The sequence below is a fragment of the Kitasatospora sp. NPDC056731 genome (assembly GCF_040687675.1).
GTDB lineage: Bacteria > Actinomycetota > Actinomycetes > Streptomycetales > Streptomycetaceae > Kitasatospora.
Window position 1 is genome coordinate 1 of the sequence record NZ_JBFBNR010000088.1, and the last position, 12048, is coordinate 12048.

Genomic DNA, 12048 nt, shown 5'->3' on the forward strand with positions numbered 1-12048 from the left:
GCGGGCTCGCCGTCCCGGACACCGCCGAGCAACGAAGGTGGCCGATGGAACTACTCAAATACGCATGATGTTGACAAATCAGATTCCACAGAATGCATCCGGTTGACGTGGCCCTCGACGACGCCCGAACTCCAGGCCAGGGTCAGCCCGGCGGTGACCGCGGCAAGATCTCGTTCCAGGCCGTTGGCGAAAGCATGGAGACTCGGCAGATCGTCGGCGTGGACCGCTTCGATCCGCTGCGGGAGCCGGTCGCCTTGGAGTTCGGTGATCATTCTTCCGAACGCGCGGACGTGACCGGTGAGTGCGTCCAGTTCGGGGCAGTGCACGAGCACTGACTTCAGCTTGAGTCGCTCGTTCTCCGGCAAGGTATCGGGGTGGGTCAGGATCCACCCGGCGACGGTCCGCGGCGACGGTGGTCGGGCTGCCGGTGCGGACGGGGTGGTGCGGAACGGCTGGAGGTAGGCGCGGACGGCCCCGTAGCCGCCACGGTAGCCGTGCGTCTTGATCTCTTCCCAGAGGGTCCAGGCGTTCGTGCAGCCTTCGGCCCACCGCTCGTGCAGGTAGGGCTTGAAGTCGTCGAGCTTGGTCCTGCGGTTCTGCCACTGCCCTTGGAACAGGTCTTCCGGGGTCGCGGCGGCGGCCAGCCGCTGGACGGTGCGGTAGGTCATGCCGAGCTGGCGCTGGATCGAGCGCTGGCTATGGCCGGCGGCCAGCAGCGCGTGGACGGTGGCGTGCTTGGCGCGGGTGCGGTCGGCGAACCGGTGCCCGGTCGGCCATGGCGACCCACTCTCGGCCGGTGCCGAAGCCGGTGCCTTCTCCGGCACCGGCTCTGCGAAGCTCGCGCGGAGGCACGGGCGGTGGCGCGGTGGGCACGCGGGCGGGCGGTCGAACGGGGCATCCGGCCGCCTCCCGCGACCTCAGCCGTCCTGTAGCACGGTGTGCAGCGGACGGGCAGCCGCCTGCGCTGCGGGCCGTGTGAGGTGCAGGGCTGTGTGGAAGTGGCCGTCGGCCTCCTTGCCGTGGGGGTCGTCGCCGGCCGCGGACACCGCCGTGATCGCGTACAGCTGTTCGTCGGCGTCGGTGAAGCGCCTCTGCGGGTAGGTGCGGGAGGTGTCCTTCTCCGTGGTCATGTCCAACAGGGCCAGGCCGTCGGCGATGTCCCGATAGGAGCCGGTGCGCAGCACGAAGGCGGCCACCCACGGCTTCTCCCGCCTGCCCTCCAACAGGAGCCGGAAGGTACGGGCGGACAGGAAGCTCGCTCCGCCGGTCACGGTGATCAGACGGGTGCCACGGGTCGCTCGGTACAGAGCCGGGCTCGGCGAGGCGGCCTCCAGGTCCTCGGCGTACCCGTCGTCGAGCAGACCGGCCGCGCGACCGTAGGCGACGGCCGGCGCGGCGATGTCGAGGCCGATGACGGGTACGGCGTCCGGCCGGCGGCGCTGCGCGTAGTACGTGCGGTCCCACTCGATCAGCTCGGCGGTCGTCAGACGGGCCGCCCGCGGTGAGGTGTAGTGGTCGTGCAACTCCCGCAGCGTCACATGGTGGTTGAGCAGGGCCGCGTTGATGCCGTACGAGCAGCAGATGTCCAGGACCGTGGCCGGGGGCCTGCCGTCCTTGCCGTCTGTCGGGTGCTTGGAAGCTTCGGGAAAGCCGGCAGGAGTCAGGAGGCTGCGGAAGACGCTCTGGGCGTGGTGGGGCGTCTGGTACCCCAGCGCTCCCAACGCGCCGAAGTACGACCGTGGATCCGGCCGGCTGTAGATGTCGTCGAAGCGGGTCATCCGCGTGGGCGTATCCGATGTGTGCTGGTTCCGGTCAGTGGTCATCAGAGGCCTCCGTGGTTGGATACGGCAGGCATAGCGCATTGCGCCGTGGCGGGGAAGACTGCCCGGTCGCCTTCGGCTCGGCCTTCGGCCACCCGAGGTCCTGGCCTCAGGACGGTCGGGTGGCCCGGGGGAGGGCCGGATCGTCCTTGTGGCCGACGCGTTGTCCGGCCTCGCGGACACCGTCATCACCGTCCGCAGCCCCGTCCGACGAGCCTGGACCACCCACCGGCTGGCGGACACGTCCGCGCCGTCGCCCCAGGGGAGCAAGCCCTGAAGACCCCAGCCTCTGTGGCTCGTACTGCACGACGTTCGTGGGGGAGGGGGCGGCGGTGGACGGCGGGCCGACACCGCGACCTCCCAGTCGAAGCCCACCACCAACCGGCCATCCGGCACCAGGCGATTACGCGGCCTCCGGGTGCGGCGCGGCTCGCTTGCCGGGCGTCAGCCGAGGGTGGCGTCGAGGAAGGCGTGCCAGGCCGCGTGGACGCGGGCGGCGTGGTTCCCGCCACCGTCGTTGCCGTCCCCGTTCCCGCTTCTGCCGCCGCTCCCACCGCCGTCGGCGAGGAGGTCCAGCAGCAGGCCGCGCAGGACGGCCAGCACCACGGTGGGATTCGCGCCGGTGCCGTCTAGGGCGCGTTCCAGGGGCGGCAGCCACTCGTCCAGCGAGGCGGTGCCGAAGTCCAGCCAGGGCCCGGAGCCGCCGAAGGCGCGGACGTACCCCTCGAAGAACAGGCGTAGCGCGCCCCGGTGCTCGGGCTTCGTCAGCCACTCCCAGAGCAGTTCGAGGGTCTCGCGGGCGTCGCCGCCCTCGGCCTCGCAGCGCTCCAGCAGCGCGAGTTGCTCGGCCCGGCCGACCGCCAGGACCTCCCGGACCAACTGCTCCTTCGACCCGAACAGGTACAGCAGCACCCTCGGGCTGGAGCCGATCTGGGCGGCCAGCGGGCGCAGCGAGAGGTCGGACACGTTGTGCTCGGCGACGTAGCGGACGGTCGCGGCGAGGATCTCCTCGCGGCGCCGCGACGGGCGGGAGCGCGCATCTGCGGGGGTGGGGGTGGACACGTGGTCTATCGTTCCACTGAAACGCCTGTTTCAGTGGAAGTGTCCTCCTGGAAGGGATGCCACCATGGCCGCCACCGCACCCGGATCCGCGACCGTTCGCGAGGCTCTCCGCCCCGGAGACCTCGGCACCGTCGCCGCCCTGCACGGCGTCCTCTACGCCCGCGAGTACGGCACGGACGAGACCATGGAGGCCTATGTCGCCGCCGGGATGGCCGAGTTGGTCCTCGCCCGGGCCCGCGAGGGCGGTGCGGCGCCCGGTCGTCTGTGGGTCGCCGAGCTCGACGGCCGCGTGGTCGGAGCCGCCGGCCTCGTCCGGGCGGACGAGCGCCCGGGCTGGGGCCAGCTGCGGTGGGTGCTCCTCGACCCGGTCGCCCGGGGCCGGGGTCTGGGCGACCGGCTGCTGGAGACCGCCCTGGAGGAGGCCCGCGCCCGTGCGTACAAGGGCGTGCTGCTCTGGACCATCGCGGGCCTAGACGCCGCCCACCACCTGTACGCGAAGGCCGGCTTCGAGCTCACCGTCTCCCGCGCCGCCCGCAAGTTCGGCCTGGACACGGTCGAGCAGCGGATGGACCTGCGGCTCTGAGCGGGCGTCCGGCGTAGGCGACCTTCCCCCTTCAGGGCTTCGGGCTGAAGGAGCCGCTCGCCCGGCAGAGCTCCACGTACCGTCCGATGTCCAGCGAAGCGGCCTCAGGCGCCGTACCCACTCGCCAGAAGGTGTTGTGACGAGGCGTCAGTCCGTCGCCCGCAGTGCCGAAACCTGGTAGCGCAGCGACTCGGGGACGGCCGCGTCGACGGCCGCCACGGCCGGGGCGGCGTCGGGGAACAGGTCGGACACGAGGGGGATGAAGCAGGAGTTGCGGCCGAACACCACCCGGCTCTCGCCGTCCACCTCCACGCCCACCACCTCGTCGTACCGGACGTGGCAGACCGTGCCGTCGGGCTGGTGCAGCCACAGTCCCGACCCGTCGACCACCAGGCGTATCCGGCGGGCGTTGGAGGAGAACAGCCGGGCGAGCAATGGCGGCCGGAACGTCCGTCCGGCGGTGGGAAGTTGACGGTCGGTGCCGCAGGAGTACTTCGGGAGCGGGGTGCCGTTCGGCTGCCGCACGTCCGGCTCGGTCCCGCACGGGACCACCAGCAGTGCCGTGCGAAGGGCTCCCGCGAGCGCCTCCCGGGCCTGGTCCGGGGTCACCCGGGTCAGGCTGTCGAGCCGGGTGTCGGCGTCCCGGTACTCGCCGCCGAAGAGCAACTCGGCTGCCGCCTCGCGGAGTTCGAAGGGCGTGGACCGTGGGTCCTGGAATGCCTCGCGGGCGGCGGCCAGCTCCTCGGCCAGTTCCTCCTCGGACATGCCGTCCCGGGCCAGCTGCACCGTCTCGGCCCAGAGGAGCTCGGCGACCCGCTGCTCCTGGCCCTCGCGGGCGTCCAGGACGAGGGTGCGCTCGCCCTGGCCGGGGCCGACGAACACGGTGTCGCGGCCGATGTCGTAGGACAGGCCGTGCTGGTGGCGGACGGTCTCGCGCAGCCGGTTGGACAGCACTTCGACGGCGAGGAACAGCGCGTCGTCGTCGAGGTCGCCGTGCAGGGCGAGGCCGGGGCTCGGCACGTTCTCCTGGTACCAGGAGGCGCCCGGGTGCAGCACGGGCTGGGTGGCGTCGCGTTGCGGCCGCTCCCCGGCGGGCAGCGGCAGCCGCAGCCCGGCCGGCGGCGGGCCGGTCAGCACCAGCACGGCGTTGCCGGCGTGGAAGTGGCGGGCGACCGTCTCCCGGACCGCCTCGACCGGGATCCGGTCCGGACCCGGGCCCAGGTAGGCGGCCAGGCCGACGCCTTGCACGCCGTAGCGGTGTGAGAGCAACTCGCCGGTGACCGGGTCGGCCGCCCGGCCGCCCTCGGCGGCCAGCACCCCCGCCTCCCGCTCGATCCGGTCCAGCGGCAGCGCGTTCAGCGCCCGGCACACCAGGTCCAGGAACTCGACCACCTGCTCGGGCCGCCCGGAGCAGGTGAACTCGGTCGCGGTCAGTCCCACCGAGGCGTTGTGCTCGTGGTGCAGGCGGGGCAGCGTGCCCATCGCCAGATGCTCCACCAGATGGGTCACCCCCAGCGTGCGGAACGACTCGTCCCGGGCCCCGCACCCGAAGACCAGGGCGGCCTCCAGCGGGCCGGGCGCTTCCGCCCACAGGACAGGGACTCCATCGATGACCTCGTGATTCACGGCTTGATCATAGGGCCATACGGGTGACCTTCTTTACCTCGTCATTGTGCTGCCGAATGCTGTGCATTAGCGGCCTGGGGATGCGTCCGGGGGATATCCCGCGACTTCCCCTCGCTCGGCAGGCCCTCGGCGGAGGGCCGTCACGGCGGCGTCCGGCCTCACCCGGCCTGCCCACCCAGCCTGCTCACCCGGCCGGTCAGTGCTGTTGGGCGGCGATGACCACGAAGCTCACCACCGCGATGGCGATTCCGAGGAGGACTCCGACGACGGTGGGGGAGACGCGGTCGCGCAGGCTCCGTGCGGGCCGGATCCGCGTGTCCTGGTGGGTGCTGAGCTCCCACCAGTTGAGGACCCGCTGGACGTCCACGTCGAAGTCGGGCCTCGGGTAGGTGGAGCTGTCCTGGAGGCCGGGCAGTGAGCGCCGCCGCCCGCCCGCGAGGAATATCCGGGCCGCGCGCGAGTTCCCGTACTGGCGGTTCTTGGTCTCGCGGACGTCGACCCACCTGATGTCCTGCCAGGCGTGGGTGCGGCCGCGCCCGAGGCCCCAGCAGATGGTGACCCCGTCGGCCCCCACCCGGCTCCAACTCCGTTGGACCATCAGCGCCAAGGGGGCGACGATCACGATGGTTGCGCCCACCATCCAGCAGGTGGCCACGACGCCGAGGCGGTAGGCGCCGAACACCGCCTGAATGACCAGTAGGGCACCGAGCAGCGCGAGACGCGTGTACTTCGCGTGTCCGTACAGGTCCTTCCCGCGAAAGATCAATTCGTTCACGGCTCGCACACTACGTCCCGACGCCCCCCACGTGAAGTGGCTTTCGGGGACGGCTGCGCGAAACGGGCGTCCCGGCGGTCGACGGCCGGGGCCGGAGGCGTCAACAGGACCGGCGGACAGGGGCGGTGAGGGCGAGTGCTACCGTCGGGCCATGATCATGCGGGGGGATGACGGAGCGGCACGGCAGGTTCTTCGCTGGCACCGGCAGAGCGTGTTGCTGGGTGCCGGCTATCTGATCGCGGCGGGGATCGAGCTCATCGGTGTGGCCCTCTCCGGGAAGCCGTATCTGGTGGTCAGCGTGATCGTCGCGGTCATGCTGCCGATCCTGTGCGGCGGCTATCTGACGGTGCGTAACAGCGGCGCGGCCACTCGGATGGCCGAGGCGTCGGGTCGGCCCGTGGCGCCGGGTACCGCGTGGGGCGCGATGACCTTCGTGCTCGTGATGCTGGCGCTGTGCGGCTCTGCGACGGTGGTCCGCCAGGTGCGCGACAACGTGGCGATGGACACCCGGACGACGGCCACCGTCACCAGTTGCAACGAAGTGAGCAGGAACCCGCACTGCGGGGGCCACTGGACGGTCGACGGCCGCACCTACTCGGGGAACCGGCTGGCAGGAATGGTGGCGCTCGGCACGGTGGTCGAGGTCCGGTACGCGCCCGGGGACCCGACCCGGGCGGTGCCCGCCGACGAGTCGGTCACCCCGGTGTCCATCGCGGGCGGCATCGTGGTCGTCTGCTGCCTGATCGGCCTGGTGCCGACGGGGCTGCGCGAATGGCGGGCCGGACGCGCGATGCTGACCGAGGCCCGTCAGCCGGCCCTGTGAAGCGACCGCACCACGCCCTGCCGGCGGGCGAGCCGCCGGCGGGGCCGGGCCGTCGAAGCGGCCCTCAGCTGCGGGGATGAGGCGCGCACGCTCACGGCAGAACGCCGGTGTTCGGCGAGGCGCCGGCCCTCGTCGAACACCGGCGCACCGCTGAGGGCGAAGCGGCACCTGTACGCGGGAGCGCGGCAGGAGGCGCGGGGGCGTAGCGGACGCGCCCGAGCGGAAGTAGTCAGCACGAAGCCCCGGGACCGTCTTGGCGAGGTTCCGGGGCTTCGTCGTGCTCAGCGCGTGGCGGCGGGCTCCGGGAGCCGTCGCGACGTGTTCATCTCCTCGACGGTGGCGACCAGCGGGGCCAGCTCGGGGTTCTTGGCGGCCTCGTCCAGCGCCTCCCGGAGGGCGGACTCGTTGGTCGGCCTGGCCGCTTCCAGGAGCTCCAGGCCGGGCCCGGTCACGTCGGTGTAGATGCCGCGGCGGTCGGTCGCGCAGAGGTAGCGCGAGAGCAGGCCGCGGTCCTCCAGCCGGGTGACGAGGCGGGTGGTGGCGCTCTGGCTGAGCACCACCGCGTCGGCGACCTGCTTCATCTGCAGGTGCCCGCCCTCACCGTCGTGCTGGCGGCTGAGCACGTCGAGCAGCGAGTACTCGCGCACGCTCAGGTCGTGCTCGGCCTGGAGGGTGCGCTCGATGTGCGCCTCGATCCGGCCGGCCAGGAGGTAGAGGGCGGCCCAGCCGTTGGCGAGGGCGGTCAGCGCGGGGTCCGTGGCGGTCATCGGCGTGGCTCCTTCCGGGTGCGACGCCCTCAAGGATAAGCCCTTGCATGAAATATCGGCCAGCGCGCATATGCGGCTCGTGCAAGCATTGCTCTCCGCGGCGCCGGGCGCCCGACCGGCCCGGGTGGGGCCGGAACCGGGGCGATCCCGGGCCCCGCCCGCGCCGCATGTTCGCCGCTATCGCCCACCACCAGCGACAGGTGAATGCCCGCACTTGCATTTAGCCCGCGCGTGCAACTATTGTTTGAGCACGTAAGGCGCAACAGCAATCGTATGGAAGGCAGCACACCATGCCTCTCGCGCTCCTAGCCCTGGCCATCGGGGCTTTCGGGATCGGTACGACCGAGTTCGTGGTCATGGGCCTGCTGCCCGAGATCGCCGGCGACTACGGAGTGTCCATCCCCTCCGCCGGGCTCCTGGTCACCGGTTACGCGATCGGCGTCGTCATCGGCGCCCCGCTGATGACGGTGCTCGGCACCCGGATCGGCCGCAAGACGATGCTCATGATCCTCATGGGCCTGTTCGTGGCGGGGAACCTGCTCTCCGCCGTCGCACCGACCATGGGAGTGATGCTCGCCGGCCGCATCGTGACCTCCCTCGCCCACGGCGCGTTCTTCGGCATCGGCTCGGTGGTCGCCGCCGACCTCGTGGCCCCCGACAGGAAGGCCGGCGCCATCGCCACGATGTTCACCGGCCTCACCGTCGCCAACATCGTCGGCGTGCCGCTGGGCACCTTCATCGGCCAGGCCGTCGGCTGGCGCGTCACCTTCGCCGGCGTCGCCGCGCTCGGCGTGGTCGGCCTGCTCGGCATCGCCAAGCTCGTCCCCGCCCTGCCCCGCCCCGAGGGCGCCCACCTGCGCCGCGAGCTCACGGCGCTCCGCAACCCGCAGGTCCTGCTCGCCATGGCGATGACCGTCCTCGGCTTCGGCGGTGTCTTCGCGGCGATCACCTACATCGCGCCGATGATGACCCACGTCGCCGGATACTCGGACGGCGCCGTCACCTGGCTGCTGGTCCTGTTCGGTGTCGGGATGTTCCTCGGCAACCTGCTCGGCGGCAGGTTCGCCGACCGCAAGCTGATGCCGATGCTCTACGCCTCCCTCGGCGGACTCGCCGTCGTGCTGGCCCTGTTCACCCTCACCGCGCACAACAAGATCCTCGCCGCGGTCTCCATCCTGCTCGTCGGGGCGCTCGGCTTCGCCACCGTCCCGCCACTGCAGAAGCGGGTCCTCGACCAGGCGCACGGCGCGCCCACCCTGGCCTCCGCCGTCAACATCGGCGCCTTCAACCTCGGCAACGCCCTCGCCGCCTGGCTCGGCGGCCAGGTGATCGCGGCCGGCCTCGGCTACACCGCCCCGAACTGGGTCGGAGCGCTGCTCGCCGGAGCCGCGCTCCTGCTGGCCGTCTGGTCCGCCGTCCTGGAGCGCCGCACCCCCGTACGGGAGGGCGCCGTCACCGCCGCTCCCGTCTCCGTCCACCACTGACCGTTCCCCTCCCCAGTTCCCCTCTCCCCGTTCCTTCCAGGAGTAGCGCCACCATGAGCACCACCCTCACCCCGCTGACCACCGCCGACGCCGAGACCCTCGTCGCCGCCGCCCGCCGCGCCGCCCAGGCGGCCGGGGTCGCGGTCAGCGTCACCGTCCTGGACGCGGGCGGTCACCTGCTCGCCTTCCTCCGCGACGACAGCGCCGTGCTGATCTCCGGGGAGACCAGCACCCGCAAGGCGTACACCGCCCTCCAGCTGGGCGCCCCCACCGCCGACCTGGTCGACCTCGTCAAGCCGGACGGACCGTTCCACACCCTGGCCACCGCGCTCGACCGGCCGCTCCTCTTCATCGCCGGTGGCGTCCCGATCCACCGCGACGGCAAGCTCGTGGGCGCCATCGGCCTCGGCGGCGGCGCCCCGGAGCAGGACCACTCCTTCGCCACCACCGCGCTGGCGGAACTCGCCCGGTGACCCGCACGCCGCAGGAGGTCTTCGCCGACCACGGGCGACGCCTGGGCGCCGGGGGCCTCGACCACATCGCCGGGAACCACACCGAGGACTCATCAGCGCCCAGACCGTCCGCCACACCCTCACCGACCTCCCCCGCTGAATGGAAGCACGCACCATGAACAACCCCACCGTCCCCACCGTGAAGCTCAACAACGGCGTCGAGATCCCCCAGCTCGGCTTCGGCGTCTTCCAGGTCCCCGACGCCGAGACCACCGCCGCCGTCACCTCCGCCCTGGAGGCCGGCTACCGCAGCATCGACACCGCCGCGATCTACGGCAACGAGACCGGCGTCGGCCGCGCCCTGGCCGCCTCCGGCCTGCCGCGCGAGGACCTGTTCGTCACCACCAAGCTGTGGAACGCCGACCAGGGCTACGACGCCACCCTGCGCGCCTTCGACGCCAGCCTCGCCAAGCTCGGCCTCGAGTACCTCGACCTGTACCTGATCCACTGGCCCACCCCGGCCCGCGACCTCTACCTGGACTCCTGGCGCGCCGTCGAGCGCCTCGCCTCCGAGGGCCGCATCCGCGCCGCAGGCGTCTCCAACTTCCAGCCCGCCCACCTCCAGCGCCTGCTGGACGAAAGCCGGTTGGTGCCCGCCGTGAACCAGGTCGAGCTGCACCCCGGCCTCCAGCAGGCCGAGCTGCGCGCCTTCCACACCGAGCACGGCATCGCCACCGAGGCGTGGAGCCCGCTCGCCCAGGGCGCCGTCCTGAACGACCCGGCGATCACCGCGATCGCCGCCCGCACCGGCAAGTCCGCCGCCCAGGTGGTCCTGCGCTGGCACCTCCAGCTCGGCAACATCGTCATCCCGAAGTCCGTCACCCCGGCGCGCATCCGCCAGAACCTGGACGTCTTCGACTTCCAGCTGACCGACGAGGACATGGCCGCCATCGCCGCCACCGACCGCGACCTGCGGACCGGCCCGCACCCGGACCAGTTCAACTGACCGACCCCGCACCCCCGGAAGCCCGCTGCGGGCCGGCCCTTCCCGGCCGGCCCGCAGCGGGCTTCGCCAGTTCCCCCCGCTCTGAGGACCGATTCACCCATGGCACCCCGTCACCCCGCCCTCGCCCGCCTCGCCCCCGGCGAGGGCCGGCTCACCCTCGGCCTGGAACTCCCCCTCGACAACGACTGGGGCCCCTCCCGGCAGGCCACCGACCGTACGGCCGGCCGCCCCCACGGCGTCCCGGACCTCGCCGACCACGCGCGCCTCGCCCGGCTCGCCGACCGGCTCGGCTTCGCCGGCCTCTGGGTGCGCGACGTCCCGCTCTTCGACCCCGTCCGCTTCGGGGACGCCGGGACGGTCTTCGAGACCTTCACCCACCTCGGCCACCTCGCCGCCGTCACCGAGCACGCCGTCCTCGGCACCGCGGCCGTCGTCCTGCCGCTGCGCGAACCGCTGCTCGTCGCCAAGGCCGCCGCCACCGTCGACGCGCTCTCCGGCGGCCGGATGCTGCTCGGCCTCGCCAGCGGCGACCGTCCCGTCGAGTACCCGCTCTTCGGGCGGGACTTCGAGGCCCGCGGCGTCGCCTTCCGCGAGGGACTGCACACCCTGCGCGCCGCCTGGCGCCCGGGCCCGCTGGAACTGCCCGGGGTCGGGCTCGGCCCGGACTTCCAGCTGGAGGTCCTGCCGAAACCGGCGGAGGCGGCGGGCATCCCGATCGCCGTCGCCGGAGGCGCCCAGCAGACGCCCGAGTGGATCGCCCAGCACGCCGACGCCTCGCTCAACTACCCCAGCGACCTGGGCGCGCTGCGCCTGCGGACCCGCCAGTGGCGCGAACTCGCCGGGGAGAAGCCGTACGTGACCCCGATGGTGCTCACCCTCCAGGAGGACCCGGACGCCCCGGCCCGTCCGATCCGGCTCGGCCTCAGCACCGGCCGCAACGCCCTGATCGAGCACCTGGAGACCATGGCGCTGTTCGGGGTCTCGCACGTCTCCTTCAATCTGCGGCCCAACGACCGGCCGGTGGAGGAACTGCTGCAGGAGCTCGCGGAGTACGTCCTGCCGCGCTTCCCCGCATCCGGCGCGTAGGACCCTTGCATTACAGCGCGTCTGCAACTATTGTTAACACATGCAAGGCGCGCTCGCATCTATTGCGTGACCCCTTGCGCCCCGCACCCTCCGTTTCGAAAAGGCACCACCATGTCCCTCAAGGAACTCCTCCCCGGCAAGCTCGGCTACGGCACCGCCCCGCTCGGCAACATGTTCCGCGCGATCCCCGACCAGGAGGCCGCCGCCACCGTCGAGGCCGCCTGGCAGCACGGCGTCCGCTACTACGACACCGCCCCCTTCTACGGCGCCGGCCTCGCCGAGGAACGCCTCGGCGAGGTCCTCTCCGCCAAGCCCCGCGACGAGTACGTGCTCTCCACCAAGGTCGGCCGCGTCATCCTCGCGGAACCGGAGGAGGGCGCCCGCGAACTCGGCGAGAAGGGCGGCCTGTTCGAACACGGCAACCCCAACAGGATGCTGCACGTCTGGACCGCCGAGGCCACCGAGCGCTCCATCACCTGATCTTCGCGGGGAATCCCGGTCTTCAGGCCGGGAGGGAATGCGATCCCTGGCACGGAGGCGCGGAGCGCCGTAGGTCCCTGCGTT

General features: G+C 72.1%; 12 protein-coding genes and 2 pseudogenes. 8 read left to right on the forward strand and 6 right to left on the reverse strand.

Going from position 1 to position 12048, the window contains the following annotated elements:
- Positions 1-50: 50 nt before the first annotated feature.
- Both AB0R04_RS38510 and AB0R04_RS38515 read right to left on the reverse strand, forming a co-directional pair.
- Positions 51-824: a hypothetical protein gene (locus tag AB0R04_RS38510; protein WP_363378801.1), complete on the reverse strand. Its 774-nt coding sequence runs from the start codon at positions 822-824 to the stop codon at positions 51-53.
- A gap of 93 nt (positions 825-917) precedes the next feature.
- Entirely contained in the window at positions 918-1778 is an 861-nt protein-coding gene (locus AB0R04_RS38515; RefSeq protein ID WP_363378803.1) for a hypothetical protein, read from the reverse strand.
- A 175-nt stretch (positions 1779-1953) separates the two neighbouring features.
- Between AB0R04_RS38515 and AB0R04_RS38520 the strand changes: the two are divergent.
- Positions 1954-2080 (forward strand): annotated as a pseudogene (locus AB0R04_RS38520) (IS5/IS1182 family transposase); the annotation flags it as partial.
- Positions 2081-2264: 184 nt separating this feature from the next.
- Here AB0R04_RS38520 and AB0R04_RS38525 read toward each other — a convergent pair.
- Positions 2265-2882, reverse strand: coding sequence for a helix-turn-helix domain-containing protein (locus AB0R04_RS38525; protein ID WP_363378805.1), 618 nt, complete (start codon positions 2880-2882; stop codon positions 2265-2267).
- Positions 2883-2946: 64 nt separating this feature from the next.
- On the opposite strand from AB0R04_RS38525, the gene AB0R04_RS38530 reads away from it, so the two are divergent.
- Complete coding sequence (locus AB0R04_RS38530; protein ID WP_363378806.1) at positions 2947-3465, forward strand: GNAT family N-acetyltransferase; 519 nt, start codon at positions 2947-2949, stop codon at positions 3463-3465.
- A gap of 147 nt (positions 3466-3612) precedes the next feature.
- On the opposite strand, the gene AB0R04_RS38535 is transcribed toward AB0R04_RS38530, so the two are convergent.
- Together AB0R04_RS38535 and AB0R04_RS38540 are read right to left on the reverse strand one after the other, a co-directional pair.
- A complete protein-coding gene (locus AB0R04_RS38535; RefSeq protein WP_363378808.1) occupies positions 3613-5091 on the reverse strand; it encodes a hypothetical protein in 1479 nt (492 codons plus the stop codon).
- Between the two features lie 196 nt (positions 5092-5287).
- Positions 5288-5866 (reverse strand): hypothetical protein, encoded by a 579-nt coding sequence (locus AB0R04_RS38540; RefSeq protein WP_363378809.1) that lies wholly within the window; start codon positions 5864-5866, stop codon positions 5288-5290.
- 211 nt (positions 5867-6077) lie between these two features.
- Here AB0R04_RS38540 and AB0R04_RS38545 point away from each other — a divergent pair, with 211 nt between their 5' ends.
- Positions 6078-6689 (forward strand): hypothetical protein, encoded by a 612-nt coding sequence (locus AB0R04_RS38545; protein ID WP_363378811.1) that lies wholly within the window; start codon positions 6078-6080, stop codon positions 6687-6689.
- Between the two features lie 281 nt (positions 6690-6970).
- On the opposite strand, the gene AB0R04_RS38550 is transcribed toward AB0R04_RS38545, so the two are convergent.
- On the reverse strand, positions 6971-7456 hold the full coding sequence (locus tag AB0R04_RS38550) for a MarR family transcriptional regulator (RefSeq protein ID WP_063351792.1): 486 nt from the start codon (positions 7454-7456) through the stop codon (positions 6971-6973).
- A gap of 290 nt (positions 7457-7746) precedes the next feature.
- Here AB0R04_RS38550 and AB0R04_RS38555 point away from each other — a divergent pair, with 290 nt between their 5' ends.
- The 5 genes and pseudogenes from AB0R04_RS38555 to AB0R04_RS38575 all read left to right on the forward strand — a co-directional run.
- On the forward strand, positions 7747-8940 hold the full coding sequence (locus tag AB0R04_RS38555; RefSeq protein ID WP_363378814.1) for an MFS transporter: 1194 nt from the start codon (positions 7747-7749) through the stop codon (positions 8938-8940).
- 53 nt (positions 8941-8993) lie between these two features.
- A complete protein-coding gene (locus AB0R04_RS38560) occupies positions 8994-9413 on the forward strand; it encodes a heme-binding protein (RefSeq protein ID WP_363378816.1) in 420 nt (139 codons plus the stop codon).
- A gap of 154 nt (positions 9414-9567) precedes the next feature.
- Positions 9568-10398 (forward strand): aldo/keto reductase, encoded by an 831-nt coding sequence (locus AB0R04_RS38565; protein ID WP_363378818.1) that lies wholly within the window; start codon positions 9568-9570, stop codon positions 10396-10398.
- Positions 10399-10497: 99 nt separating this feature from the next.
- A complete protein-coding gene (locus tag AB0R04_RS38570; RefSeq protein ID WP_363378820.1) occupies positions 10498-11484 on the forward strand; it encodes a TIGR03571 family LLM class oxidoreductase in 987 nt (328 codons plus the stop codon).
- A gap of 111 nt (positions 11485-11595) precedes the next feature.
- A pseudogene (locus AB0R04_RS38575) lies at positions 11596-11958 on the forward strand (aldo/keto reductase); the annotation flags it as partial.
- Positions 11959-12048 lie beyond the last annotated feature (90 nt).